This is a genomic window from Pseudomonas sp. 21LCFQ010 (assembly GCF_024129905.1).
In the GTDB taxonomy this organism is placed as follows: Bacteria; Pseudomonadota; Gammaproteobacteria; order Pseudomonadales; family Pseudomonadaceae; genus Aquipseudomonas.
The window spans coordinates 36,327-61,602 of record NZ_JAMYDZ010000018.1 but is presented as its reverse complement, the minus strand read 5'-3'; the positions used below and the strand labels follow the sequence as shown (position 1 = coordinate 61,602).

Here is a 25,276-nt window from a genome sequence, read left to right as displayed (position 1 = left end):
CTGCTTCGCGGCTGAAGCCGCTCCTACGGTTTACCGCCGTAGGAGCGGCTTCAGCCGCGAATCACATGGATAGATCAGAAGTCATAAGCCAGTTTGGTGTACCAGAACCCGCCATTGGGGCTGAACGGCGGGTTGCCATAGATGCCCTGGCCGCCGTTGGAGGGCAGGGCGACCACGCCGTTGCGGTCGGGGTATTCGTTGAAGATGTTGGTGCCGCCGATGCTCGCGGTGAGGTTGTCGGTGACCGAGTAGGCGATATCCAGGTCGGTGATCCACTTGGCTTCGAAGCTGCGGTCGGCGCTGGCGTTCTGGGCCCAGGTCTCGACCTTGCCGTAGCGGGTCGTCTGCAGGCTGACCACCCATTTGTCGATGCTCCAGTTGGCGCCCAACACCCATTTGGTTTTCGGTGAGGCGGCCACCAGATTGCCCTCGGCGGCATGGCCAACCACCGAAATGCCCGAGGCGGTCAGGTCTGCCGGCGAATCGCGGCGGCCTTCTACGGTGGTCTTGTTCCAGTTGAACGCCGCGCTCCAACGCACATCGCCAAAGCCGCCCAGCGGGGTCAGGTGGTCGAGCACCAGGTCCAGGCCGCGGGTGCGGGTGTCGAAGGCATTGGTGTAGTAGGTCACCCACGACCCTTCGGCCACACCCAGCGAGCGCAGAGTGTTGTTGATCAGGCCGTTGCCGCGGTCATAGATGTCCTGCGACAGCACGATACGGTCGTCGATGTCCACCACATAGGCGTCCAGGGTCACGCTGGTGCGCCGCGCCGGTTGCCAGGTCAGGCCCAGGCCGATGTTGCGTGACTTTTCCGGGTCCAGCTCACTGGCGCCGAATGCCTTGGCCAGGGCGCTGCCCGGTGTGGCGGTGTAACGCAGCGCCGGCACCACCACGCCATCGGCGTTGACCCCGGTGCGGTTGTCGGCCACCGAGTAGCCCAACTGGGTCAGTGACGGGGCGCGGAAACCGGTGCCCACGGTGCCGCGCACCGCCAGGGTGTCGGTCAGTTCATAGCGCGAGTTGAGCTTGAGGGCGAAGGTGTTCTTCTTGATATCGTCGTAGTGCTCGACCCGCCCGGCCACGCCGATGTACCAGCGCTCGCTGGGGTTGAGGCCGAAGTCCAGATAGCCGGCAAAGTTGTTGCGGTCCAGGTCGGCTTCGTCTTCCGGGCGGATCACCAGCGCCGCCTGCGCACCCCGACTCGGCCCGCCGTTCAGGCCGCTCGCCACGCTCAGGTCATACAGCGGGTTGCGCGCGCCGTTGGCCAGGGTTTGCGGGTAGCGGTAGTTGCCCACCGAGTAAGCGTCGGCGCTGCCGGCGAAGGTCTGGAAGCGTTCCCAGCGATGCTCAAGACCGGCCGAGACCTGCACCGGGAAGGGCAGCAGCGGCAGACTTTCAAAATGGCGGGTGACGTCCAGGTTGTTGACCCACTGGTCGAACTGCAAGGTTGCCAGGTTACCGAACGACGTCCGCGAGGCCGGGCCATAGGTCGGGTTGATGGTCAGGTCGCTGGAGTGCTCGTTCTTGTTGCGCCCATAGGTGCTCGACAGGTCCCAGTTCCAGGCGCCCAGCTCGCCCTTGCCGCCGATCAGCAATTGATAGTCGGTGTCTTTGATGTTGTTCAGCGGATCGTAACCGTCGGGGAACAGCTCAGGGATCGAGGCGGTGCTGTAGGCCAGGCGCTTGTTGTTGTAGATGATCGCGTCGCGCTCACCGTAAGTGGCGTAGGAATACAGCTTGGTGCTATCGCTCAGTGGCAGTTCGGCGTTGTAACCGAGGTTGAAGGCTTCCAGGTCCGGGTCGCCGTTTTTCAGCGCACGGTGGTCCCAGCTGTCTTGCCGTGCGTCACCCGGTGCATAGCCACGGTAGTTGGCATCGGCCTTGTCATACAGAAATGCCTGATCGCGTTTGCGTGCATCGGCGGAGATTTGCACAAAGCCGCCATCACCCAAGGCGAAGCCTTTATTGCCAGCGAACTTGATGTTTTCGCCCTGACCGCTGCCCAACTGGCCGTAGCTGGCTTCCAGATGCCCGCCGCTGGCGCCCGACTTGAGGATCACGTTGATCACCCCGGCCACCGCGTCAGAGCCGTATTGCGCAGCGGCGCTGTCTTTAAGCACCTCGATGCGCTCGACGGCGCTGATCGGGATCAGGTCGATATCCACCGCATTGGCGCCGCTGGTGTCGATATTGCCGCCCGAGGGCATGGCGCCGTTATGTCGGCGTTTGCCGTTGACCAGCACCAGGGTGTAGGCCGGGCCGAGGCCGCGATTGGTCAGCGGCCGGGTGGTGGACTGAAAGCCCGAGGTGTTGGCGCCGAAGTTGAACGACGGCAGCAGTTTGGAAATCGCCTCCGACAGCTCGGCACGGCCGGTCTTGAGCAGTTGCTCACTGTTGATGATGTCGATCGGTGTCGGGCTGTCGGCCACGGTGCGCTGCGCGCCGCGTACGCCGGTGGAAATCACGGTCACGGTATCGAGGCGTGCGTCTTCGCTGTTTGCGGCCTGGGTCTGTGGGGCCAGCAGGCAGGCCAGGGTCAGGCTCGAGAGAGCCAGGCCGGCGCGGGCCGGGGCGGTACGCAAGACGTGGCGGGCGTGGCGTGAAAACGATGGAGTCATGTATGCAGTTCCAGATGACAGCGGGGGCTTGGCCGGTTGGCGACGGCGTACCCTGTTGGCTATTGCGCATTGCCATTTAGCGGCGCGATGCGTGTCGATGGTCTGGAGCGATGCGGTGGTGGTGAGGTCGCTCGGGTCGTGCAACTGTCCGGGGGCCGCCCGGTTAGGTCATTAAGTGGCTATGGGTTGAATCGTATATTTATAAAAAAAGCGTGGAAAATTCTTTTTAGGAATAAGCTAATGTTAAATAAATAGAATGTTGTTTGTTAACATTATGCAAATGTTTGATTTTTCTTGCTGTGTGGTAAAGGGGCCTGATCATTGTCTGGATGAACAAAGTGCCAGGCAGGGCGTCTGATTCGGCGGTGCCCCTTTACCCCAGACTTGCAAGGACCGCTCATGAAGTTGTTCGATCGCCTGCGTGACGCCCTGAAAAAATCCCCCAGACAGCCCGCTGTCCCTGAGCCTGCTGCAAAGGCCACGCTGCAAGAGCCGCGCGAAGCCATTCGCCAGGCCGGCCACAGGCACCTTGACCGGCACTGGCAGGCAGTCGGCAATCTGGAGCCTGACGTGATTGCCTACCTGATCAGCCCGGGGCTGACCGGTGGCCCGGCCTGGCCCTCGACCCGCCAGGCCTACCGTGTGGTGCGCCGTGGCGAATCTGTGTTGCTGGCCAGCGATGGTCTGTCTGACCCGTTCGATGACGTCGAGGGCGGCGGCAATGGCTTTGAAATGGAGCTGTTTATCGAAACCGCTGACCTTGCGGCGCCATTCAGAGGCCGTGCGGGTGAGGTCGATCCGCTCAAGGGCAGTTGGGCGTTTGAACTGCTTGAGCATGTTGCAGGCACCGTGGCTGACGCTGGCGGCATCAGCGCCCAACTTGAACAGTACGGTGCGTTGTCGCTGGAGCTGCCTGGCGTCAGCCAGTCGCGTGCCATCGGCGAGCAGTTGCCCGGCCACTTCGTGACTGAGGATGACTGCATTGGCGTGCTGCTCGGCGGCGTCGATCCGGACTTCCCGACCCGTCTGGACGACATGCCGCTGTCACCGGTGACTCTGGTACCGGTGGTGCTGATCACCGCGGCGGAGCTGGAGTACATTCGTGCCGGTGGCGGGCAGGCGCGCAACGAGCTGGTGACCCGTTTGCAGGCGCTCGGGTGGCAGGCATTAACCCGCCTGCCAAGAGAAGCTGTGGTGTGATGTCGCACGACATCCTGTAAAAATATTTCAAGTTGATACCGGGGGTGGACGGTAGATGATGGCCTGTTGCCCTGTAAATACGGGGCAGACCGTTAGGAAAGGCTCTGAATCAGGGCCCTGAAAGGTGTCATTGCGTCGGAAATGTACGCTTGTAATTACAAATCATTATTATTAGCTTTGTTAATTTGTGTTAATTTTCGCGACCTGCCGTTTCTGATTGTGTCGGCAGCTTCGGCTGCCTGACCTCAGAAGTGCGCGCAATGATTTTCCTCTCCAGCCCAGGAATCCTTCGATGTTTCGTCTTGCCTTCCCCACACTGGCCGGTGTCATGACGCTGAGCCTGTCCGCTTCGGTACTGGCGGCTCCTGCAGCCGACGGCACGGTGACTCTGGACAACGTGAATATCAATGCCGAACAAGGCACCACTGATGCGGCCACCACGGAAGGCACCCGCTCTTACACCACAGGTTCCATGAGCACGGCGACCAAGCTGCCGCTGTCGATCCGTGAAACCCCGCAGTCGGTCAGCGTCATTACCCGTCAGCGCATGGAAGACCAGGGCATGAACGACCTCAATGATCTGGTCAAGTACGCGCCTGGCATTACCTTTCGCAAGTACGGCTCGGACCGTCTGGAATACCTGTCGCGCGGCTTCAAGATCGACAACCTGATGTACGACGGCCTGCCGACCACCGTGGGCAGCTTCACTCAGGACACCATCTCGGCGGCTGACCTGGCGATGTACGACCGCATTGAAGTGGTGCGTGGCGCCACCGGCCTGATGACCGGCGCCGGCAGTCCGTCAGCGACCCTGAACCTGGTGCGCAAGCGCCCGACCGACACCCCGCAGGTCAGCGTGACCACCAGCGCCGGTAGCTGGGACCGTTACCGTCTTGAGGTCGATGCCTCTAATAAGCTCAACGAATCCGGCACCCTGCGTGGGCGGGTAGTGACCGCTTACGAGGACAAGAAAAGCTTCCAGGATGTGCGTGAAAGCCAGCGCCAGACCTTCTACGGCATCATCGAAGCCGATCTGAGCGACGCCACCACCTGGACCATCGGCGCCTCCAAGCAGCGCGATGACAACACCTCCGACTGGGGCAGCCTGCCCAGCGGCCCGAACGGTGAAGACCTGCACCTGTCACGTTCGACCTTCCTGAGCAACGACTGGTCGTACTGGGACAAGGACAACTACACGCTGTTCTCCGACATTACCCACCGCTTCAACAACGGCTGGACCGGCAAGCTGGCGGCGCAGAAGATCTGGGCCGAGGCCGATACGTTCTCCAGCTACCTGAGCTACAACGGCCCGACCCTGGAGCAATACTCGGGGCAGTATTTCAACACCGATGACCAGACCAACCTTGACGCCACGCTGTCCGGGCCGTTCCAGTTGGCCGGTCGTGAGCACGAGCTGGTGTTCGGTGCCAGCCGTCGTGAAGAAAAGTTCGACCAGTCCGGCGGCTGGTGGGGGCAGGCCACGCCCATCGATCCTTACAACTTCAACCACAGCGTGATCGCCAAGCCGTCGTCCAGCGACCGCAACCCCTATGCCGGGCGCAACACCAGCATCGAGAAGAGCGTTTACGCCGCCGCGCGGCTGAACCCGATCGACCCGCTGCACGTGATCATCGGCAGCCGCCTGAGCTGGTACGACTACGAGGACCGGGTCAGTGGCGACAGCTACAAGGTCACCCAGGAAGTCACTCCGTACGCCGGGGTGATCTACGACCTCAACGACACCTACTCGGTGTACGCCAGCTACACGCAGATCTTCAAGCCGCAGAGCGAGCAGAATGTATCGGGTACCGTGCTGGATCCGATGACCGGCGAAAGCTATGAAATCGGCCTCAAGGGCGAGTACTTCAACGGTGGCCTGAACGCGTCCGTGGCGCTGTTCGACATGACTCAGGAAAACCGCGCCTACGCGCTGACCTCGCAGCCTGATGCCTGTCGTGCACAGAACCGCACCTGCTATGAAGCAGCCGGTGAAGTGCGCAGCCGTGGTATCGACGCTGAACTGACCGGTGCGCTGACCGCCGATTGGCAGTTCTCGGCGTCATACACCTATGTCCTGAGCCAGTACATCAAGGACGCCAACCAGCGTAACGAAGGCCGGCTGTTCGCGCCGAACCAGCCCAAGCACCTGTTCAAGGTGGCCACCTCGTACAACCTGCCGGGCAACCTGAGCAAGTGGCGCGTGGGTGCTGATGTGTTCGCCCAGAGCGAAACCTTCAACGTGGTCGGCAGCGGCTACGCCACTCAGGACGCCTACGCGGTACTGGGCCTGATGGCCGGCTACCGCTTCAACGAGCACTGGGATGGCCGGGTCAACCTGAACAACATCACCGACGAGAAATACTGGCAGGGCATCCCTACCGGTTCGGGCAGCGGCACCTATGGCGACCCGCGCAACCTGATGTTCTCGCTGAAATGGACGCTGTGATTTCAGCTTGAACCTTGCACGATAAAAATACCCCGACTGGTTCGGGGTATTTTTTTGAAGGTCCCAAACCGCGTTCAGAGCATCAGCTGCGGAGCAAAAGCGAAAATTGATGTTCAACTGACAGCCGCAGGTGTTCTGCGCGGCACTATTGTCCGGTTGACGCCGATTACAGGGCTGCTCTATAACTTCAACTCAATTTTCAAGAAATTTAGTTGAAGATGGCATCCATCAAAAAACCGAAGTCTCATCTTGAGACACTGGCACAGAGTGCCGAGGCGGTGGTCAAGCTGATGCCGCAGTTTCGGGCGGTCGATCAGAAGGGCCGTTACCTGCACTGGCATGACTTCAAGCATCGAGTGCCCGCCGGCATCGACGCTGACGCCGCGTGGGCGGCAGTCAAGTTGTCGCGCGCAGCCATCCTGAAATCAGTGGGGCTTTGCTCCGAATCCGGCAAACCGTTCAATTACTGCCTGCCGGACAGCGCCCAAACCGTCATTCACCAGATCGACCAGCTCAATGCCCGGCTTGGCAGCAGTGTAAGCAGCGCGTCTACGGCCGGTGAGAGCAATTCATACCTGGTTGAGTCGCTGATGATGGAAGAGGCCATCTCCAGTGCGCAGCTTGAAGGCGCAGTCACTACCCGGAAAGTCGCCAAGCAGATGCTGGAGAAAGAACGGCCACCGGTTAACGACGACGAGCGAATGATCGTCAATAACTTTCTGCAGATGAAGCTGGCCAGGCGCAGCAAGGATGAGCCACTGTCGTTGGAACTGATCCGGCAGTTCCATGCAGAGGTTACCCAAGGCATCGATGTGGATCACAGTTGCCCCGGTGAAATTCGCCAGAACGACGATATTTTTGTGGTTGGTCGCGACAGCGAAATCGCGCACCAGCCGCCTGCAGCTGCCAGCCTGCCGCAACGCCTTGAGGCGCTGTGCGGGTTTGCCAATCAGAATCATGACGGGCTGGAAGGGCGGATGTTCATTCATCCTGCGGTCAAGGCGATCATTTTGCATTTCATGATCGGCTTTGAGCACCCGTTCAACGATGGCAACGGCCGTACGGCGCGCTGCCTGTTCTACTGGTACATGCTCAAGTGCGGGTACTGGAGCTTCGAGTACGTGTCGATCAGTGCATTGCTCAAAGATGCGCCGATGAAATACGGCGAGTCATATCTGTTCACTGAAACGGACGACCTGGATCTGACCTATTTCATTTGCCACCAACTGAGCATCATCCAGCGGGCCATCAATGATTTTCTGAAGTACATCGAACGCAAGCGCAATGACTTTGTAGCCATCATTGAGCTGCTGACCGAGTCCGGTTTCAACAAGACCCTGAATTTCAGACAGATTCACTTGCTCAAAAAGCTGCTGCGCAATCCGGGTCGGTTGTTTACTGCCAAAGAGGTCAAAAATGACTTCGACATTTCAGAAAATACGGCCAGGACCGATCTGGAAAAGCTCTATCAACTGAAGTTGCTGGGCAAGAGCCGTGAGGGCAAGACTTGGTACTACATCGCCCGTGAAGATGCGATGGCGCATATTCGTGGCAGTGGTTCCAATCGTCTATGACGGCCCTCTGGCACGCCTTACATTGCCTTGACCTCCCGCAGGCACTGCCTCAGCAACTCTGACCCGTCGCCGCTGCGATAGCTGATCACGATCGGTGAGGTGGCGTGGCGGTCGAGCAGTTCGCTGTAGCCGATGTCGTCACGGTGCAGACGTTGTACCGAGGCGGGCACCAGGGTGATGCCGATACCGGCCGCCACCAGGCCGATGGCGGTCTGCAGTTCGTTGGCCATTTGTGCCACATGAATCTTCAGGCCCTGGCGGTTGAAGATACCCAGCACATGGTCAGCATAGCTGGGCCGCGGGTTGCCGGGGTAAAGCACAAATGGCTCGGCGGCCAGGCGTTCGAGGCTCACCGGCCCGGCCAGCAGCGGGTGGCCGGCGGGCAGGGCGGCCACCAACGGGTCTTCGCGCAGCACCTCCTGGGTGATGGCCGGGTCATCGAACAGCATGCGGCCAAAACCGATATCGATACGCCCGCTTTTCAGCGCCTCGACCTGCTGCAGCGTGATCAACTCGGACAAGCCCAATTCCACGTCGCCAAAGCCGCGCAACCGGCGGATCAGTTCCGGTAGTTGCCCGTACAGGGTCGAGGGCGCAAAGCCGATGCCCAGCCAGCGTTTGCTGCCGCTGGCAACCCGGCGGGTATCGTCGCTGATGCGCTTGAGTTGCTCCAGCAGTTGTGAAGAGTGCTCATAGAAAAACCGCCCGGCCTCGGTCAGCCGCAGCGGCCTACTGCGCTCCAGCAGCTCTACGCCCAGTTCATCTTCCAGCTGCTGGATCTGCCGGCTCAAGGGCGGCTGGGCGATGTTCAACTGCTCGGCGGCACGAGTGAAGTTGAGGGTCTGGGCCACGACCCGGAAATAACGCAAATGACGCAGCTCCACGATACCTCCTGGGTATGAAGCGAGACTTAATCAATATTGGACCGCCCGGCTGTCGAGCGTCAATCTTGGCCTCAAGCACACCTGACCTGCCGGATAGCTTCATGAGCGATGCAATAACCATCCAAAGCTTTGAAACCCTGATCGTCGACCTGCCGACCATCCGCCCGCACAAGCTGGCGATGCATACCATGTATGGCCAGACCCTGGTGATTCTGCGCATTCGTTGCAGCGACGGTATCGTCGGGGTCGGTGAGGCCACCACCATTGGCGGCCTGGCCTACGCCGGCGAAAGCCCCGAGAGCATCAAGGTCAACCTCGACACCTGGTTCGCGCCGCTGTTGATCGGTCAGGATGCACGCAACCTCAATGCCGCCATGCAGCGGGTTGATCGCGGTATCCGGGGCAATACCTTCGCGCGCAGTGCTGTGGAAACGGCTCTGCTCGATGCTCAGGGCAAGCGCCTCGGGCTGCCGGTGGCCGAGGTGCTCGGCGGGCGGGTTCGTGACGGTGTCGAGGTGGCCTGGACCCTGGCCAGTGGCGACACCGGCCGCGACATCGACGAAGCCGAGCAGATGCTCGATCGGCGTCGCCATCGGCATTTCAAATTGAAGATTGGCGCGGGCGATGTCGCTCGCGATATCGCCCACGTGGGGGCGATCAAGAAAGCGCTGGGTGAGCGCGCCAGTGTGCGGGTTGATATCAACCAGGCCTGGAGCGAAGCGGTGGCGATCAATGCCAGCCGGCGCTTGGCCGAGGCCGGGGTAGAGCTGATCGAACAGCCACTGTCGCGGTTTGACCGCGCCGGCATGGTGCGCCTCAATGCTCACAGCCCGATCCCGCTGATGGCTGACGAAGCCATCGAGTCGGTACAGGACAGCTTTGCCCTGGCGCAGTCCGGCGTGGCGCCGATTTTCGCGTTAAAGATCGCCAAGACCGGCGGCCCGCGTGCGGTGTTGCGCACGGCGGCGATTGCCGAGGCGGCCGGTATCGGCCTGTACGGTGGCACCATGCTCGAAGGCAGCGTTGGCACCCTGGCCTCCGCTCATGCCTTCGCGACCCTCGACAAACTGGAATGGCACACCGAACTGTTCGGCCCGTTGCTGCTGACCGAAGACATCCTGGTCGAGCCGCCGCTGTACCGTGATTTTCAGCTGCTGATTCCGACCGCGCCAGGCCTGGGCCTGGAGCTGGACGAACAACGCCTGGCGCGCTTTGCCCGCCGCTGACCCCTGATCGATAAGGAACTGCACGATGCTTTTTCACGTACGCATGACTGTCAGACTGCCGGCCGACATGCCCGCCGAGCAGGCTGCCCGGCTCAAGGCCGACGAAAAGGAACTGGCCCAGCGCCTGCAACGCGAGGGTGTCTGGCGCCACCTGTGGCGCATCGCCGGGTTGTACGCCAACTTCAGCATTTTCGATGTGGCGGATAATCAGGCATTGCACGACACCTTGATGCAATTGCCGTTGTACCCGTATATGGATATCGAAGTGACGCCGCTGTGCAGGCACCCTTCGTCGATCCATGCCGATGATCGCTGAGCCCTGAACCCGACAATCAATACGCAGCAAGCCTGAACAAGAATAATGACGAGGACACGCCACCATGACCGTACGTATTTCCCACACCGCTGACGTCCAGAAATTCTTCGAGAATGCCTCGGGCTTCGACGAGGACGCCGGCAACCCACGGATGAAAACCGTGGTCCACCGGATCCTCACCGACGCAATCAAGATCATCGAAGACCTGCAGATCTCTCCGGAAGAGTTCTGGAAAGCGGTGAACTACTTCAACGAACTCGGTGCCCGTCAGGAAGCCGGTCTGCTGGTGGCCGGCCTGGGGCTGGAGCACTACCTGGACCTGTTGCTGGACGCTGAAGACGAGCAGAACGGTCAGGTCGGCGGCACCCCACGGACCATCGAAGGCCCGCTGTACGTGGCTGGCGCACCGCTGAGTCAGTACGAAGCACGCCTGGATGACGGCACTGACGCTGGCACGCCGCTGTTCATGCACGGCCAGGTCCGCGATGTCGACGGCCAGCCGCTGGCCAACGCCACCGTTGATGTCTGGCACGCCAACACGGGCGGCACCTACTCGTACTTCGACCCGACTCAATCGGAATTCAACCTGCGCCGCCGCATTCAGACCGACGCCCAGGGCCGTTACCGCTTCCAGAGCATCGTGCCGTCCGGCTACGGCTGCCCGCCGGATGGCCCGACCCAGGGCCTGCTCGACCAGTTGGGCCGCCACGGCCAGCGTCCGGCACATGTGCACTTCTTCATCTCTGCCCCCGGCCATCGGCACCTGACCACCCAGATCAACCTGGCAGGCGATCCGTACCTGCATGACGACTTTGCCTACGCCACCCGGGATGAACTGATCGCCCAGATCCATTTCATCGACGACGCCGAGCGCGCCGCGCAGCGTGGCGTATCAGGCCGCTTTGCCGAAATCGAGTTCGATTTCGCATTGCAATCCACCGAACAGGCCGCCGAGCAGGCACGCCGCGAGCGGGTGCGGGCGCTGGAGGCCTGACAAGCTATTGATTTTAATGGATATCCCGTAGGCGTCATGCCGACCGGTCAAGGCCAACGCGGTCCGGTGGGAGCTACCAAGGTAGCTCCCACAAAGGCATGCAGCGCCTAAACGACCAGTATTGCGGCTAAAGCGGATCGCCGCCTGGCCGGTCCGGCAGGGTTCAGCGATGTCTGCACTTGGCAAACATATCCAGCGGCTGACTGTAGTCGCTGGTTTTTACGTTGAGCAGGCCCAGCATCGAGTGAAACAGGTTGTCCTGGCTGAGCGGCTGGTTGCGCGTGGCTTGCAGGCAGTCGGTATCGACGCCGAACGACTGTCGATAACCCTCAGAGAACCATGCCACCATCGGAATATGCCGCTGCTGTTCGGGCGCCACCATGTAGGGCGTGCCGTGCAGGAACAGGTTGTACTCGCCCAGTGATTCACCGTGGTCCGACAGGTAAAGCATGGCGGTGTCGGCCTTGTCCTGGTTGCTGCGCAGAATGTCGATCAGGCTGGCCAGCACATGGTCGGTGTACAGCAAGGTGTTGTCATAACCGTTGACGATGCTCTCGCGCGAGCAGTTGTTCAGTGCGTTGCTTTTGCACACCGGGGTGAATTTCTCGAACTCGGCCGGGTAGCGTTTGAAGTATTCGGGACCATGGCTGCCCATCTGGTGCAGCACCACAACCGTGTCAGTCTTGAGGTTGTCGATATCGGCCTGCAGGTCGCGCAGCAGGATGGCGTCTCGGCATTCATGGTCGGCGCACAGGCCAGGGTCCTTGTCATTGCTCAGGTCGATGAAGGTCACCCGGTCACAGGTGCCTTTGCAACCGGCCTGGTTGTCACGCCAGATCACGTTGTAACCGACCCGCTTGAGTACATCCAGCAAGCCTTCCTGGGTCTTCGCCGTGGCCGCGTTGTAGCGCTTGCGGCCCAGGTCGGAAAACATGCACGGCACTGACACGGCCGTCTCGGTGCCGCATGACCAGACATCACTGAACGCAATCACATCGCCTTCAGCCTTGAGCCGGGGCGTGGTGTCGCGGGCGTAGCCGAGCAGCCCGAAGTTCTCGGCCCGGGCACTTTCGCCGACCACCAGTACCGTCAGTGACTTGCGCGGATGGGAGCTGGAAGGCGGTTCGCGCAGGGCATCGCTGGCGGTCGGGCGAAAGGTGGTTTTAGCGGCGAGGATCTGCTCATGCAGATAGCTCCAGCCAGCGCCGATCAGGTTGCTCGGCACCACCATCAGGCGCAGCTCATGATGGTTGCGAAACAATGAGGCCAGTCCCTGGTAGTTGACCAGTGCGACCCCGCCCAGCAGCGCCACGCAGCCGACACTGATCAGCGCTTTACTGAGCACTTCGGCTGGCCAGCGGCGGTAGTTGATCGGCGTCTTCCACAGTAACCATGACGGCAGCACGCCCAGCGCAGCGATATACAGAAACAGCTTGCCGGAGAGCAGACCCAACGCCTCGGTCGGGTTGGTTTCGGCGACATTGCGGAACATCGCCGCGTCAAAGATGATGCCGTACTCGTTCATGAAATAAACAATGCCCGAACCGAGCATGAACAGGGTGATCAGTACCGGTTTAAGGATCCGTTTGAACGCGATCAGGGTGAGAAAAAGATTGAACGTGATCGCGATCAGCGCCGCAAAGGCGACACTTAGAATAAACCCGGTATGGTCAGCGGCAGTCAAACTGAACACATGCTGCCAAAGGCTCTTGTTAAACGCCAGTAACAAGTAAAAAGTGGCGAGCACGGTCACAACTTCAGGGCGAACGGCTTTGATGTTCGGCATGCGGGTTACTTCACTAATAGGGTGGGCAAGAGAGCACGTCACGCCTTAAGCGTGGCGCTCCGTCGTGTGGCTGGCGGTTAGAAAAGTATCGAATCTTTGTTGCCAGCCCGCCAATGAAACTCAGCGGGCCGGGCCGATTTGCGACGGCTCAGAAAGCATTTGTTCAGCTTGCCCGCGCGGACGCGGCGCACAGCTTGTAACCCAGGCCGTGCACGGTCTGTAGCAGTTCGGTGTCGAACCCGCCATCGAGCGTGCGGCGCAGAATATGAATGTTGCTGCGCAGGCTGCCACCCTTGGGCGTGTCGTTGCCCCACAGGGCCAGTTCCAGCTCTTTGCGCGGGACCAGATGCGGGCTGCGGCGCATCAGTAGCTCCAGCAGTTTCAAGTGGGTCGGGTTGAGTTTCAGCACGGCGTTGGCGCGTGACACCTCCAGTGTGTCGAGGTCGTAGCTCAGGTCGGCGACGCTCAAGACCCGGTTGCCAGTGCCTTGGCGGCGGGCGGTGATGGCTTCCAGGCGCGCCAGCACTTCGGCCATGGCAAAGGGCTTGGTCACGTAATCATCGGCGCCGGCCGAGAACCCCACCAGGCGGTCTTCCAGCGTGTCGCGGGCACTGAGCATCAGGATGGTGACATCCGAGCGCGAGTGCTGGCGCAGGCTATGGCAGATGCGGTTGCCATCGATGCCAGGCAGCATGATGTCAAGAATGATCGCATCGAACGCCTTGGTCGCCGCCAGGTGCAGCCCGCTCAGGCCGTCTAGTGCGCTTTCGACCTGATGCCCCTTGAGCTGCAGAAACTCCACCAGGTTGTCATGAATATCACGGTTATCTTCGATTACTAATATTTTCATTGTCGGTTGTGTTATGCGCAGTCTGCCGTGGCTACGGCTATCGTTCGGAAGTTGGCAGGGAGAAGACTAGACGACAATCGGTCTGCACGGCGTCAACGGTTTGTGAGAAAAATGTCAAAACCGCTGCCGGTCCGCTTGCTTGCTGTCGGCAGGCTGTCTGACTGACAACCTGATGACATTTTCTTCACCGGCAGCGTACCGCTCAGGGTATAACTTCGCGGCTTTCCTGGCAGGCCTCATTGCGGAGCATCTTTCATGGCCGATGTATTAACGGTCCCGGTATCACGTCCTTTCAACTTTCGCTTGGCAATGGGTTTGCCAATCGGGTTAATGTTGTTGTTATTGATTTTCGATCCCACTGCGCTGGATTACTTTCTGGCCCGATTGTTTTATATCCCCGGCGAGGGTTTCATCGGTGCACACAGTTATTGGCTGGAAACGATTCTGCATGATCGCGCCAAGCAGTTGGTGATTGCAATGGCACTCGGTTTTGCCGTGGCCTTCGCGCTGAGCTGGAAGGTGGCGGCGCTGCGACCCTGGCGCCGAACCCTGGGTTACATCGTCCTGGCGATGGGCTTGTCTACCGCAGTGATCACGCCCTTGAAGAACCTGACCCAGGTGCAATGCCCCTGGAGCCTGAGTGATTTTGGCGGCGTCGAGACCCATACGCCACTGCTCAGCCACCGCGCGCCGAGTCTCAAACCGGGACTGTGCTGGCCGGGCGGGCACGCGGCCACCGGCTTCTCGCTGCTGGCGCTGTTTTTCGCGTTGCGCGACCGCAAACCTCGTGCCGCCCGGGTCGCGCTGGTGTTCGCCATCGCACTGGGGGCGCTGTTCTCTTTGGGGCGGATGATGCAGGGCGCGCATTTTCTGTCGCACAACGTGTGGACCCTGATGATCGACTGGCTGATTTGCCTGGGTTGTTATCGCTGGTTGCTGTACCGCCCGCAGCCTGTTGCATCCGGCAGCGCTGCGCTCAGTAACTGAAGTCCCGACCCAGCTCCTGCTGCATCCACTGCAGAAAGCGCCTGACCCTTGGAAAACCCGCATGCGCCTTGGGGAACACCAGATGGTGGGCGCTGACCGGCACGCTCAGGCGCTCGGGTTCGATCACCACCAGCTCGCCGCGGCTGAGGAACTCTCTGGCCAGCAGGGTGCTTTCCAGCGCAAAGCCCAGGCCCAGCCGTGCGGCTTCAAGGGCCATATACGAGCGATCAAAACTCAGCGGGTAAGGACTGTCGGGCCGCGACAGGCCATGCTGGGCAAACCATTGCGGCCAATTGATCAGCGTCGCCTCAGACAGCACCAGCGGGCGGTGCAGCAGGTCTTGCGGATTGTGCACCGGGCTTTTCGCCAACAGTGCCGGTGAGGCCATCACTGCCAGATGCTCGTTGGGTACGCTGCGCACTTCCAGCGTCGGCCAGTTGGGCTGGCCATGGCGGATATCCACGTCGATCTTGTCGCGGCTGAAATGCAGCGACTCGTACGAGCACGACAGGTTGATCTGGATATCCGGGTGGCTCTGGCGAAACTGCTCGATGCGCGGCATCAACCACAGAAATCCGAAACTCGGCGATGCGTGCAGGCGCAGGCAATCGAGGCTGACATCGCTGCTGGCGCGTTCGGTGGCCACGGCAAAACTGTGCAGAATGCCTGAGACCTCAGCCAGGTATTGCTCGCCCACCGGGGTCAGGGTCACGCCGCGGGCGTTACGCAGAAACAACTGCCGGCCGATCATGGCTTCGAGCTTGGCCAGTTGATGGCTGACCGCCGAAGGCGTGAGGTTCAACTGCTCGGCCGCGCGTGCCACGTTACCGAAGCGGGCGGTCTGCTCGAAGGCCTGAATGGCTTTGAGGGGTGGCAGATTGAGAGAGGCATCGGTGGGGGTGGGCATAAATGGATTTCTCAGTGATCAACATTGCAATGGGGCGTGATGGCGAGTGAGGTAGGAGATCGCCCGACGCCTCGGCGCCGCGCTGTCGCGCGGCAAACATGGGACCCTGTGACTGGTTTTAGCCGGGAAGCCTTCGCGGCTGAAGCCACTCCCACAGGGGTACGGCAAAATATCGGTGATTTTGGTTCTGAGTGCTGAATTTTTTTCAGCGCTTGCTGAATGGCACGTTATTGCTCAGCCAGGGGGCGGGGCACAAGCTGTGTTCACGGTTTGTAGTAAATCGAGCCCATAAAAACAAACGGGAGAAAGCCCCCATGCTTCTGCAAGACAAAATCGCAATCATCACCGGCGCCGCTTCTGCTCGCGGTATCGGCCGTGCCACTGCTGAAATTTTTGCGCGTCAGGGTGCCCGTGTGGTCATCCTCGATCTTGACGAGTCTGCCGCTCGCGACGCCGCCGCTGCCTTGGGCGAGGGCCACTTGGGTCTGGCCGCCAACGTGGCCGACAAAGCCCAGGTCGACGCTGCAGTCGCCACTGTGCTCGAACACTTCGGGCGCATCGATGTGCTGGTCAATAACGCCGGCATCACTCAACCCCTGAAAACCCTCGATATCGGTCATAGCGACTACGACAAGGTGCTGGACGTCAGCCTGCGCGGCACACTGTTGATGTCCCAGGCGGTGATCCCGGCGATGCGCAAGCAGAAGTCTGGCAGCATCGTGTGCATGTCGTCGGTATCCGCCCAACGTGGCGGTGGCATTTTCGGCGGCCCGCACTACAGTGCTGCCAAGGCTGGCGTACTGGGCCTGGCCCGCGCCATGGCCCGCGAACTGGGACCGGACAATGTGCGGGTCAACTCCATCGCCCCCGGCCTGATCCAGACCGACATCACCGGCGGCCTGATGCAGGATGAACGCCGCCACGCGATCATCGACGGCATTCCGCTGGGCCGTCTGGGCCAGGCGCAAGATGTTGGCAATGCCGCGCTGTTCCTGGCCAGTGACCTGTCGGCGTACCTGACCGGCATCACTCTGGATGTCAACGGTGGCATGCTGATCCACTGATGACCCCTGCGGGTTGACTGCCCGCCATGAACACTCAAGCCCTGCCGTGCAGGTCGTATGGACGAGCAATCCTTGTCATGCGGTCTGTGCAGAGTAGGGCGGTCATAACAATAAAGAGAAGACCATCATGACTACCCTGTCACTGGAAGCTGCGTCCAACGTACGCGCCAACGCTTATCGCAAGACCGCGTGGCGGTTGATGCCGTTTCTGATGCTCTGCTACCTGTGTGCCTACCTGGACCGGGTCAATGTCGGTTTTGCCAAACTGCAGATGATGAACGACCTGGCCCTGAGCGAAGCCGTGTACGGCTTGGGCGCGGGCATGTTCTTTATCGGTTACTTCCTCTGCGAAGTGCCCAGCAACATGATTCTGCACAAGGTCGGTGCCCGGGTGTGGATCGCCCGGATCATGATCACCTGGGGCATCATCTCCGGCCTGTTCGCCTTCGTTGAAACCGCCTGGCAGTTCTACGTGCTGCGCTTTCTGCTCGGGGTTGCCGAAGCGGGGCTGGCACCGGGTCTGCTGCTGTACCTCACCTATTGGTTCCCGTCCTACCGCCGGGCCAAGATGACCGTGCTGTGGTTCGTCGCCATTCCGTTGTCGGGGATGATCGGCGGGCCGCTGTCGGGCTGGATCATGAACGCCTTCGCTGGTGTGCATGGCTGGGCCGGCTGGCAGTGGATGTTCGTCATCGAAGCGATTCCCACCGTGGTGGTCGGTTTGATGGTGCTCGGTTACCTCAAGGACGGCGTTCACCAGGCCACCTGGCTGACCGCCGAGGAAAAGGAGCTGGTACAGAAGGAACTCGAAGAAGACAACCGGCAGAAGGTCACCCATGCCTCGGTGGGCGAGTTCATCCGTGACCGGCGTCTGTGGCTGCTGGCCGGGATCTACTTCTGTGTGGTCATGGGCCAGTACGCAATCACCTTCTGGTTACCGACCCTGATCCGTAACGCCGGGCTCTCCGATCCACTGCACATCGGCATGATGACCAGCCTGCCGTACATGTGCGCCATCGTCGCCATGCTGCTGGCCGGGCGTAGCGGCGACAAACATCAGGAGCGTCGCTGGCACCTGGTGATTCCGATGATCCTTGGCGCCATGGGCCTGAGCCTGGCAGCGGTGCTGGGCGGCAACCTGCTGCTCTCGGTCATGAGCCTGTGCCTGGCCGCCGCTGGCATTCTCTCGGCCTCGTCACTGTTCTGGATGCTGCCCACCACCTTGCTCGGTGGGGTCTCGGCTGCGGCCGGTATCGCCGCAGTGAACAGTTTCGCCAACCTGGCCGGCTTCTGCTCGCCTTACCTGATCGGCTGGATCACCACCAATACCGGCTCCAGTGCGCTGGGCATGTACCTGATCACCGGCGTGCTGCTGTTCGGCGCCACCCTGGTGCTGCGAGTGCCTGCCGCACTGGTCAATCGTTGATTCAAGGAGTTACGCAATGAGCGCTAACCTGTCATCCGCACCTGCTACAAGCCTGGGCGAACGTGCCCACAATATTCGCCGCCATGCCCTGCGCATGGGTCAGGTCCAGGGTCAGGGCTATGTCGGCCAGGCCCTTGGCGCCGCCGACCTGCTGGCCGTGGCCTACTTCCACGCCATGAACCTGCGCCCGGCCGAGCCGGAGTGGGAAGGCCGCGACCGCTTCTACCTGTCCATCGGTCATTACGCGATTGCTCTGTATGCGGCATTGATCGAGGCGCAAATCATCCCGCTGGACGAGCTGGAAACCTACGGCGCCGACGACAGCCGGCTGCCGATGTCGGGCATGGCCGCCTACACGCCGGGCATGGAGATCACCGGCGGCTCGCTGGGCCATGGCTTGGGCATCGCGGTGGGTGCCTGCCTGGGGCTGAAACGCAAGAACAGTACGTCGTTCGTCTACAACCTGCTGTCGGACGGCGAACTCAACGAGGGTTCGACCTGGGAAGCGGTGATGTCCGCCTCGCACTGGAAACTCGACAACCTGATCGCCATCGTCGACGTCAATAACCAGCAGGCCGACGGCCACTCCAGTGAAGTGCTGGCCTTTGAGCCTATTGTCGACCGTTGGCAGGCATTCGGCTGGTTCACCCAGCGCGTCGATGGCAACGACCTCGACGCGCTGGTCCAGGCGTTCGATGCCGCCCGCCAGCACCCTGGTGCGCAGCCACGGGTGATCATTTGTGACACCCGGATGGGCAAGGGCGTGCCGTTTCTGGAAAGCCGCGAGAAGACCCATTTCATCCGGGTCGATGAACACGAATGGGATATTGCACTGCAGAATCTGGACGCCGGGAGCAACGTATGAGTACCGTCAAGAACACCACCGAGACCGGCAAGAAACGCCTGACCACCTCCGCGATGATCGCCTCGATTGCCGCCGAAGGTCAGCCGACCCGCCCGGCACCCTTTGGTCACGCGCTGGTAGCACTGGCGGCCCAGCGTCCGGAGATCGTCGGCCTGAGCGCCGATTTGTCCAAGTACACCGACCTGCACATCTTCGCCAAGGCGTTCCCGGAGCGCTTCTATCAGATGGGCATGGCCGAACAACTGCTGATGAGCGCCGCTGCCGGTATGGCGCGCGAAGGCTGCGTGCCGTTCGCTACCACTTATGCGGTGTTCGCTTCGCGGCGCGCCTATGACTTCATCTGCATGGCGATTGCCGAAGAGAACCTCAACGTCAAGATCGTCTGCGGCCTGCCGGGCCTGACCACCGGCTACGGCCCCAGCCACCAGGCCACCGACGACCTGGCGATCTTTCGTGCGATGCCCAACCTGACCATTGTCGACCCCTGCGATGCGCTGGAGATCGAACAGGCTACCGTGGCCATCGCTGAGCATCAGGGGCCGGTGTACATGCGCTTGCTGCGCGGCAATGTGCCGCTGGTGCTGGACCGCTATGATTACAAGTTCCAGCTTGGCAAAGCCCAGGTAATCCGCCCCGGTAACGAAGTGCTGGTGATCGCCTCGGGGTTGATGACCATGCGTGCTCTGGAAGCGGCCGAAAAACTCCAGGCCGATGGCGTCAGCGTGGCGGTCCTGCACGTACCGACCATCAAGCCACTGGATGAGCAGACCATCCTGGCCGAATGTCGCAAACCGGGGCGGCTGGTGGTCACGGCGGAGAACCATTCGATCATCGGCGGCCTGGGTGAAGCGGTGGCCGGCGTGCTGCTGCGCAACGGCGTGACGCCGACCTTCCGCCAGATCGCCTTGCCGGATGCCTTCCTCGACGCCGGCGCCTTGCCGACCCTGCATGACCGCTACGGGATTTCCACCGAAGCGGTCAGCCAGCAGATCAAGGCCTGGCTGTAAGCCTTGTAGGATCGGTCGGGCGGCGATCCGCTTTAGCCGCGAAGCTTTCGCGGCTAAAGCCAATACTGTCGACTTTAAGCACTGTATGCCCCCGGTGGGAGCGAGCTTGCTCGCGAAGAGGCCAGTAAAAACACTCTATCTGCTGTGGATCTGCCGCCGCCTTCGCCAGCAAGCTGGCTCCCACCTGGTCCGCAGTTCTTATCTGAATAGTATTGGCATTAACCTGCATCCGGTTTTTCTCTACCATGCTGGCCTTTGCCCGATGTGTTCAGGAACACCCAATGTCCAGCCTGTATTTGCGTAACGCCACGCCCGCCGACGCCCGCCGTTGCTACGAGATCGAGATCGGTGCCTACGAAGGCGATGAAGCTGCAACTCTGGAAAAGATCGCCACGCGTATCGCCCAATACCCCGAGGGTTTTCTGATTGCGGAAACTGAGGGCCAGATCATTGGCTTCATCAACTGTGGTTGTGCTCAGGTGGTGCAGATGTCCGACGAAGCCTTCAAAGAGCTGGTCGGCCACAGCAGTGATGCGCCTAACGTGGTCATCATGTCAGTGGTCGTTGATCCGTTGCATCAGGGCAAAGGCTACGCCCTGCAATTGATGAACGAGTTCATCGGCCGCATGCGCGCCATGCATAAACAGACCATCCACCTGATGTGCAAGGACCGTCATGTCGGCCTTTATGAGCATATGGGGTATCGCTATGTGCAGCCTTCGCCGTCCGATCATGGCGGCATGGCCTGGCATGAAATGATCATGGTGCTTTAACTCGGTGGACTCGCTGATCCTGATCGTCATCCTTGGCGCTGCTCTGGCCGGCTTTGTCCAAGGGCTGTCAGGCTCCAACTTCGGTCTGGTGGCCATGGCTGTCTGGGCCTGGGCGCTCGACCCGACCCTGACCGGGCCGCTGGTGGTCTGTGGCTCGCTGACCGGGCAACTGCTGGCCGCCGGGGCGCTGCGCAAGCAGCTCGATCTGCCCCGGCTCTGGCCTATGGTTGCCGGCGGCGTGCTTGGCGTGCCGTTGGGCGTGCTGTTGCTGCATCAGGTCGATCCCGTGTGGTTTCGCCTGTTGGTCGGGATTGTGCTGGTGCTGTGGTGCCCGTTGATGCTGTTCTCGGCGCACTTGCCACGCCTGGCTGGCAATAGCCGCCGCGCTGATGCCGGTGTTGGGCTGGTCGGCGGCATCATGGGCGGGCTGGGGGGCTTGGGTGGTCCGGCCCCGGCATTGTGGGCCGTGCTCAACAACTGGGATCGGGCTACCCAGCGCTCAGTGATTCAGGGCTTTAATCTGGCGATGCAGGCCAGCACGATGCTCACTTATCTGCTGAGCGGTACAGTGACCGCCCAGGCGCTGGGGCTGTTTGCGGTGGTGGTGCTGGCGGTGCTGGTGCCGACGCTGCTGGGCGTGCGTTTGTACCGGGGGATGAGCGACCAGCTTTTTCGCCGTCTGGTGCTGGGCTTGCTGACCTTGTCAGGCTGGCTGTTGATCGGTCTGTCGCTGCCCGGCGTTCTGGCTGGCGGATCCGCCTAGCCTGTCGAGGCAGCCCGACAGCTAGGCAAGGTGGGCGGGATTGAGCGACAGCAGCTGGCCACTGAGGCGCGAAAACAGTTTCATCGAGTCCAGGGTTTTTTCGTTGCCCAGGACATCGGCGGGATAGGGCGCGGTCGCGCACAAAGTGCCGAAGAACTCGCCGTTGATAAGGAAGATCGGCATCGATATATACGCTTGCAGGCCGAATTTGATGACATTGGGGTGCGAGCGGTAAGCCGGGTCGTCGCTGATGCGTGGCATGATCAGCGGGGTATGCTCCTGCATCACCTTAGTGCAGATGGCAACTTCGTTTGGGATGGTGGAACCGGGCTCCAGGCCCAGGTGCATTTCATCGTTAACGATATAGGCGACCCAGTTTTCCTCATTGAACTTGCCAATCGCGGCAAACTTCAGGCCGGTGAGCAAGAGCACCAGTTGCAATACATTGCTCAGGCCCTCCACTTCGTTGATCGCCTGCAGTTCAAGCCAGTCGAGGCCCGGTGGGGTGTACTGCACAGGAGGTACAGGTTGATGCATGGGGGCTCCTGATTGCAGGTGTTTTGTGGGGGGGACAGGCTTTTGAATTTATCCTTGGCGTGCCTGTCAGCGCAACTTTATTTTCTCCAAGAGAAGTACCAGGCCGATACTCTTCAATGCTGGATCGTTTAATCGTTAGTCAACTAACCGATCTTCAATTCTGACGCCAAAGTTATGTCGGTGTGCCACTGGCGACCTGATTAACAGGCGCTTCTGGTTAGTTGCGCGGTACGCCAATCCCTACGATCAACGCACCGCAGTGCTGGCTTCAGCCAACCTGTTCGATCCAGTCATTGAGGTTGTAGTAGTTACTGATCCGCGCCACTTTGCCGGCCTTGATGTAGAAAAATGCACCGGCCGGCAACACGTATTTCTGACCGTTGGCCGGTGGCAGGCCTTCGTCGTCGGCCAGGTACTCACCGTGCACCACGAACTCGGCAGCAGCGCGGCTGCCGTCGTGGTTGACCATGACCACGATGTCGCTCAGGCGCTCGCGGTAGCAACGGTTCATCTTGTTCATGAACATGGCAAAGGTGGCTTTGCCCATCTGCCGCTCGCCCTGATTGATGTCATGCACCACGTCTTCGGCCAGCAGGTCCAGAAAAGCAGGCATGTCGCCGGCGTTAAAAGCGGCGTAGTAGGCCTGAATCAGTTCGGTGGTGTTCATCGGGCTGTTCCTTATAGGGTGCGTTGACGGGGGCAGCGGGGCTCATGATAAGTTCTGCGCCCTGCGCTGGCATATCCGTCAGCGTCACTTTCTTGGTGGGCAACGCTCAGCATGGACATTCAATTGCTCAAAGGGCCACAGCTAGAGCCCTGCATCGACGAGCTGGCGCAACTGCGCATCAGTGTATTTCGCGAGTTTCCGTACCTGTATGACGGCGACCTGGCTTACGAGGCCGAGTACCTGTCGACCTACCTGCGCAGCCCCGACAGTGTCTGTGTACTGGTGCGTGACCAGGGCCGGGTCGTCGGCGCGTCGACGGGCCTGCCGCTGGCGGATGAGACCGAGCAGTTTCAGCGGCCGTTCGTGGCGGCGGGCTGGAACACCGGGCAGATTTTCTACTGCGCCGAGTCGGTGGTGTTGCCGGGCTGGCGCGGTCGCGGCCTGGGGGTGCGGTTCTTCCAGGAGCGCGAAGCACATGCCCGGCGGCTGGGGCGGTTTGAATGGTGCGCGTTCTGCGCTGTGCAGCGTCAGCAGGATCACCCCCGGCGCCCGGCCGGCTATCAGCCGCTGGACGCTTTCTGGACCCGGCGTGGCTACCGCCATCACCCTGAGCTGCACACTGAATATCACTGGCGCGACCTGGATGAAACCGAGGAATCGGGCAAACCCATGTCGTTCTGGTTGAAGGAGCTTGTCTGATGATCAAGGTTGCTGCCTGCCAGTACCATATTGACCTGCTGCAAAGCTGGGATGCCTATGCCGCCCACCTCACCGAACTCTGCGAAGCTGCAGCCGGGCAGGGCGCGCAGTTGCTGCTGTTGCCCGAGTACGCCGGGCTGGTGTTGTCCGGGCAATTACCCGCTGCGCAACGCAGTGACCTGCATGCCTCCATCGCTGACATCCAGCCGCTGTTACCACGCTGGCTGGAACTGTGCGAAAGCCTCGCCCGGCGCCTGAATGTCTACCTGCAACCGGGCAGCGTGGCGGTGCTGGACGAGGACGGCCAGTATCGCAATCGTGCCTGGCTGTTCGGCCCGCACGGTTGCCTGGGCAGCCAGGACAAACTGATGATGACCCGCTTCGAGCGCGAACAATGGAACATCAGCGCCGGCTCGGGCCTTAAGGTGTTCGATACCGCACTGGGTAAGCTCGGTATCCTGATCTGCTATGACAACGAATTCCCGCTGCTGGCGCGTAGCCTGGCCGAAGCCGGTGCCGACCTGATCCTGGCGCCGAGCTGCACCGACACCGAAGCGGGCTTTTTCCGGGTGCGTATCGGCGCCCAGGCGCGGGCGCTGGAGAGCCAGATCGCGGTACTGCAAGCACCCACCGTCGGCCTGGCGCCCTGGTCGCCGGCGCTTGACGAAAACATCGGCCGCGCAGCGTTGTACGTGCCATCCGATTACGGCATGCCGGCCAATGGCGTGATTGCCGAGAGCGAGGCGTTGTGTCCGTCGGCGAGCCAGTGGCTGATCTGTGAGCTGGATCTGGATGAGGTACGGCGCCTGCGCGACCATGGCCAGGTGTTTACCCGCAAGGACTGGCCACGGCAGTTTGAGAGAGACCTGTGACCATCAAGGCGCGATAAGCCCCGCCGTTCAGGGCGGGGAAGGATAGCGCGGACGGCGTAGCCGTCCCTGGTTGCAGTGGGGTGCCTACTGCAACTGTTCGATGTACGCACCGCCACAGGATGAAGCGCAGTAACACGGCGACACAGATGCCCTTCTACGGCGGTATTTCGTTACAAAGACCCCATGGGCATGCATCTTGAAAACACCGTGCCGTCGGCGCCTAATGTCGTCTTCCTGGCTCATGGCTCAAGAGCAGCATGTAACGACTTCCAGCGCATTCACTCCCGCATCGGCAATGCCCGTCGCAGACTATCTGCACAAGTGCTCCACCACGATCAGCCAAAACCACGCGATGGTGTGTATCGAGGACTTGCAGGTACGCAATATGTCCAGGTCGGCGGCAGGTACGGCCGAGGCGCCGGGAAGAAACGTTCGGGCCAAGTCTGGCCTGAACAGGGCCATCCTCGATCAGGGCTGGTTCGAGCTCCGCCGGCAACTGGACTACAAGCTGGCGTGGCGCGGCGGCTGGCTGATTGCCGTGCCGCCGCACAATACCAGCCGCACGTGCCCGTGTTGCGGCCATGTGTCGGCGGCCAACCGCCAGACGCAAGCGCTGTTCAGGTGCGTGGGATGTGGTTTCGAAGGCAACGCCGATGTGGTTGGCGCGATCAATGTACTAAGGGCGGGACACGCCCGGTTAGCCTGTGAAGTGAGCGCAGAGGTCATGGCGCCAGCAGCAGGAACCCACCGAAGCGACTCGGGGGCGGCTCGATGCCGCGCCTGAGCACCGTAGGAATCTCCGGCCTTCAGGCCGG

At 61.0% G+C, this 25,276-nt stretch carries 22 protein-coding genes and 2 pseudogenes; 16 read left to right on the top strand and 8 right to left on the bottom strand.

What is annotated here, in order from left to right:
* Positions 1-74: 74 nt before the first annotated feature.
* Positions 75-2,618 (bottom strand): TonB-dependent receptor, encoded by a 2,544-nt coding sequence (locus NJC38_RS19410; RefSeq protein ID WP_253116628.1) that lies wholly within the window; start codon positions 2,616-2,618, stop codon positions 75-77.
* A 399-nt stretch (positions 2,619-3,017) separates the two neighbouring features.
* Here NJC38_RS19410 and NJC38_RS19405 point away from each other — a divergent pair, with 399 nt between their 5' ends.
* The 3 genes from NJC38_RS19405 to NJC38_RS19395 all read left to right on the top strand — a co-directional run bounded on the left by NJC38_RS19405 (position 3,018) and on the right by NJC38_RS19395 (position 7,838).
* Positions 3,018-3,818 (top strand): suppressor of fused domain protein, encoded by an 801-nt coding sequence (locus tag NJC38_RS19405; RefSeq protein WP_253116626.1) that lies wholly within the window; start codon positions 3,018-3,020, stop codon positions 3,816-3,818.
* 328 nt (positions 3,819-4,146) lie between these two features.
* The gene (locus NJC38_RS19400; RefSeq protein ID WP_253116712.1) at positions 4,147-6,264 is read left to right on the top strand and encodes a TonB-dependent siderophore receptor; all 2,118 of its coding nucleotides are present in this window, start codon (positions 4,147-4,149) and stop codon (positions 6,262-6,264) included.
* 218 nt (positions 6,265-6,482) lie between these two features.
* The gene (locus NJC38_RS19395; RefSeq protein WP_253116624.1) at positions 6,483-7,838 is read left to right on the top strand and encodes a Fic family protein; all 1,356 of its coding nucleotides are present in this window, start codon (positions 6,483-6,485) and stop codon (positions 7,836-7,838) included.
* A 17-nt stretch (positions 7,839-7,855) separates the two neighbouring features.
* Here the strand turns inward: NJC38_RS19395 and NJC38_RS19390 are convergent, their stop codons facing one another.
* The gene (locus tag NJC38_RS19390; protein WP_253116622.1) at positions 7,856-8,722 is read right to left on the bottom strand and encodes a LysR family transcriptional regulator; all 867 of its coding nucleotides are present in this window, start codon (positions 8,720-8,722) and stop codon (positions 7,856-7,858) included.
* 101 nt (positions 8,723-8,823) lie between these two features.
* On the opposite strand from NJC38_RS19390, the gene NJC38_RS19385 reads away from it, so the two are divergent.
* From NJC38_RS19385 to catA, 3 genes are all read left to right on the top strand, one after another.
* Positions 8,824-9,948 (top strand): muconate cycloisomerase family protein, encoded by a 1,125-nt coding sequence (locus tag NJC38_RS19385; protein ID WP_045492119.1) that lies wholly within the window; start codon positions 8,824-8,826, stop codon positions 9,946-9,948.
* A 25-nt stretch (positions 9,949-9,973) separates the two neighbouring features.
* Complete coding sequence (catC, locus tag NJC38_RS19380; protein ID WP_045492117.1) at positions 9,974-10,264, top strand: muconolactone Delta-isomerase; 291 nt, start codon at positions 9,974-9,976, stop codon at positions 10,262-10,264.
* Between the two features lie 64 nt (positions 10,265-10,328).
* Positions 10,329-11,258 (top strand): catechol 1,2-dioxygenase, encoded by a 930-nt coding sequence (gene catA / locus NJC38_RS19375; RefSeq protein ID WP_045492116.1) that lies wholly within the window; start codon positions 10,329-10,331, stop codon positions 11,256-11,258.
* A gap of 163 nt (positions 11,259-11,421) precedes the next feature.
* Here catA and NJC38_RS19370 read toward each other — a convergent pair whose 3' ends face one another.
* Positions 11,422-13,044, bottom strand: a complete 1,623-nt coding sequence (locus NJC38_RS19370) for a phosphoethanolamine--lipid A transferase (protein WP_253116619.1) — start codon at positions 13,042-13,044, stop codon at positions 11,422-11,424.
* 163 nt (positions 13,045-13,207) lie between these two features.
* Positions 13,208-13,894, bottom strand: coding sequence for a response regulator transcription factor (locus NJC38_RS19365; protein ID WP_253116617.1), 687 nt, complete (start codon positions 13,892-13,894; stop codon positions 13,208-13,210).
* 255 nt (positions 13,895-14,149) lie between these two features.
* On the opposite strand from NJC38_RS19365, the gene NJC38_RS19360 reads away from it, so the two are divergent.
* A complete protein-coding gene (locus NJC38_RS19360) occupies positions 14,150-14,881 on the top strand; it encodes a phosphatase PAP2 family protein (protein WP_253116615.1) in 732 nt (243 codons plus the stop codon).
* On the opposite strand, the gene NJC38_RS19355 is transcribed toward NJC38_RS19360, so the two are convergent.
* Positions 14,871-15,788: a LysR substrate-binding domain-containing protein gene (locus tag NJC38_RS19355; RefSeq protein ID WP_253116614.1), complete on the bottom strand. Its 918-nt coding sequence runs from the start codon at positions 15,786-15,788 to the stop codon at positions 14,871-14,873. The two genes, NJC38_RS19360 and NJC38_RS19355, sit on opposite strands and share 11 nt — an antisense overlap.
* Before the next feature lie 314 nt (positions 15,789-16,102).
* Here NJC38_RS19355 and NJC38_RS19350 point away from each other — a divergent pair, with 314 nt between their 5' ends.
* The 6 genes from NJC38_RS19350 (at position 16,103) to NJC38_RS19325 (ending at position 21,686) form a co-directional block, all read left to right on the top strand.
* The gene (locus NJC38_RS19350; protein WP_253116612.1) at positions 16,103-16,852 is read left to right on the top strand and encodes an SDR family NAD(P)-dependent oxidoreductase; all 750 of its coding nucleotides are present in this window, start codon (positions 16,103-16,105) and stop codon (positions 16,850-16,852) included.
* Positions 16,853-16,979: 127 nt separating this feature from the next.
* A complete protein-coding gene (locus NJC38_RS19345; protein ID WP_253116610.1) occupies positions 16,980-18,278 on the top strand; it encodes an MFS transporter in 1,299 nt (432 codons plus the stop codon).
* Between the two features lie 16 nt (positions 18,279-18,294).
* A complete protein-coding gene (locus NJC38_RS19340; RefSeq protein WP_253116608.1) occupies positions 18,295-19,143 on the top strand; it encodes a transketolase in 849 nt (282 codons plus the stop codon).
* Entirely contained in the window at positions 19,140-20,150 is a 1,011-nt protein-coding gene (locus tag NJC38_RS19335) for a transketolase family protein (RefSeq protein WP_253116606.1), read from the top strand. Before NJC38_RS19340 ends, NJC38_RS19335 begins: the two co-directional genes overlap by 4 nt.
* A 281-nt stretch (positions 20,151-20,431) precedes the next feature.
* Positions 20,432-20,923, top strand: a complete 492-nt coding sequence (locus NJC38_RS19330) for a GNAT family N-acetyltransferase (protein ID WP_253116603.1) — start codon at positions 20,432-20,434, stop codon at positions 20,921-20,923.
* A gap of 4 nt (positions 20,924-20,927) precedes the next feature.
* Positions 20,928-21,686 (top strand): sulfite exporter TauE/SafE family protein, encoded by a 759-nt coding sequence (locus tag NJC38_RS19325; protein ID WP_253116602.1) that lies wholly within the window; start codon positions 20,928-20,930, stop codon positions 21,684-21,686.
* Between the two features lie 21 nt (positions 21,687-21,707).
* On the opposite strand, the gene NJC38_RS19320 is transcribed toward NJC38_RS19325, so the two are convergent.
* Both NJC38_RS19320 and NJC38_RS19315 read right to left on the bottom strand, forming a co-directional pair.
* Positions 21,708-22,223: a GAF domain-containing protein gene (locus tag NJC38_RS19320; protein ID WP_045492096.1), complete on the bottom strand. Its 516-nt coding sequence runs from the start codon at positions 22,221-22,223 to the stop codon at positions 21,708-21,710.
* 268 nt (positions 22,224-22,491) lie between these two features.
* Entirely contained in the window at positions 22,492-22,890 is a 399-nt protein-coding gene (locus tag NJC38_RS19315) for a nuclear transport factor 2 family protein (RefSeq protein WP_253116600.1), read from the bottom strand.
* 111 nt (positions 22,891-23,001) lie between these two features.
* Between NJC38_RS19315 and NJC38_RS19310 the strand changes: the two genes are divergently transcribed.
* Together NJC38_RS19310 and NJC38_RS19305 are read left to right on the top strand one after the other, a co-directional pair.
* A complete protein-coding gene (locus NJC38_RS19310) occupies positions 23,002-23,589 on the top strand; it encodes a GNAT family N-acetyltransferase (RefSeq protein ID WP_253116598.1) in 588 nt (195 codons plus the stop codon).
* Positions 23,589-24,461 carry a carbon-nitrogen hydrolase family protein gene (locus NJC38_RS19305; RefSeq protein WP_253116596.1) on the top strand — a complete coding sequence of 291 codons (873 nt, stop codon included), beginning with the start codon at positions 23,589-23,591 and terminating at the stop codon, positions 24,459-24,461. The genes NJC38_RS19310 and NJC38_RS19305 overlap by 1 nt, the downstream gene beginning before the upstream one ends.
* 153 nt (positions 24,462-24,614) lie before the next feature.
* On the opposite strand, the pseudogene NJC38_RS19300 reads toward NJC38_RS19305, so the two are convergent.
* A pseudogene (locus tag NJC38_RS19300) lies at positions 24,615-24,704 on the bottom strand (IS200/IS605 family transposase); the annotation flags it as partial.
* 27 nt (positions 24,705-24,731) lie between these two features.
* On the opposite strand from NJC38_RS19300, the pseudogene NJC38_RS19295 reads away from it, so the two are divergent.
* Positions 24,732-25,245 (top strand): annotated as a pseudogene (locus NJC38_RS19295) (transposase); the annotation flags it as partial.
* Between the last annotated feature and the right edge of the window lie 31 nt (positions 25,246-25,276).

Bases quoted from the DNA above. Each gene is read 5' to 3' on its own strand.
- NJC38_RS19410 (WP_253116628.1), bottom strand. From the start codon at position 2,618: ATGACTCCATCGTTTTCACGCCACGCCCGCCACGTCTTGCGTACCGCC.
- NJC38_RS19405 (WP_253116626.1), top strand. From the start codon at position 3,018: ATGAAGTTGTTCGATCGCCTGCGTGACGCCCTGAAAAAATCCCCCAGA.
- NJC38_RS19400 (WP_253116712.1), top strand. From the start codon at position 4,147: ATGACGCTGAGCCTGTCCGCTTCGGTACTGGCGGCTCCTGCAGCCGAC.
- NJC38_RS19395 (WP_253116624.1), top strand. From the start codon at position 6,483: ATGGCATCCATCAAAAAACCGAAGTCTCATCTTGAGACACTGGCACAG.
- NJC38_RS19385 (WP_045492119.1), top strand. From the start codon at position 8,824: ATGAGCGATGCAATAACCATCCAAAGCTTTGAAACCCTGATCGTCGAC.
- catC (WP_045492117.1), top strand. From the start codon at position 9,974: ATGCTTTTTCACGTACGCATGACTGTCAGACTGCCGGCCGACATGCCC.
- catA (WP_045492116.1), top strand. From the start codon at position 10,329: ATGACCGTACGTATTTCCCACACCGCTGACGTCCAGAAATTCTTCGAG.
- NJC38_RS19370 (WP_253116619.1), bottom strand. From the start codon at position 13,044: ATGCCGAACATCAAAGCCGTTCGCCCTGAAGTTGTGACCGTGCTCGCC.
- NJC38_RS19365 (WP_253116617.1), bottom strand. From the start codon at position 13,894: ATGAAAATATTAGTAATCGAAGATAACCGTGATATTCATGACAACCTG.
- NJC38_RS19360 (WP_253116615.1), top strand. From the start codon at position 14,150: ATGGCCGATGTATTAACGGTCCCGGTATCACGTCCTTTCAACTTTCGC.
- NJC38_RS19355 (WP_253116614.1), bottom strand. From the start codon at position 15,788: ATGCCCACCCCCACCGATGCCTCTCTCAATCTGCCACCCCTCAAAGCC.
- NJC38_RS19350 (WP_253116612.1), top strand. From the start codon at position 16,103: ATGCTTCTGCAAGACAAAATCGCAATCATCACCGGCGCCGCTTCTGCT.
- NJC38_RS19345 (WP_253116610.1), top strand. From the start codon at position 16,980: ATGACTACCCTGTCACTGGAAGCTGCGTCCAACGTACGCGCCAACGCT.
- NJC38_RS19340 (WP_253116608.1), top strand. From the start codon at position 18,295: ATGAGCGCTAACCTGTCATCCGCACCTGCTACAAGCCTGGGCGAACGT.
- NJC38_RS19335 (WP_253116606.1), top strand. From the start codon at position 19,140: ATGAGTACCGTCAAGAACACCACCGAGACCGGCAAGAAACGCCTGACC.
- NJC38_RS19330 (WP_253116603.1), top strand. From the start codon at position 20,432: ATGTCCAGCCTGTATTTGCGTAACGCCACGCCCGCCGACGCCCGCCGT.
- NJC38_RS19320 (WP_045492096.1), bottom strand. From the start codon at position 22,223: ATGCATCAACCTGTACCTCCTGTGCAGTACACCCCACCGGGCCTCGAC.
- NJC38_RS19315 (WP_253116600.1), bottom strand. From the start codon at position 22,890: ATGAACACCACCGAACTGATTCAGGCCTACTACGCCGCTTTTAACGCC.
- NJC38_RS19310 (WP_253116598.1), top strand. From the start codon at position 23,002: ATGGACATTCAATTGCTCAAAGGGCCACAGCTAGAGCCCTGCATCGAC.
- NJC38_RS19305 (WP_253116596.1), top strand. From the start codon at position 23,589: ATGATCAAGGTTGCTGCCTGCCAGTACCATATTGACCTGCTGCAAAGC.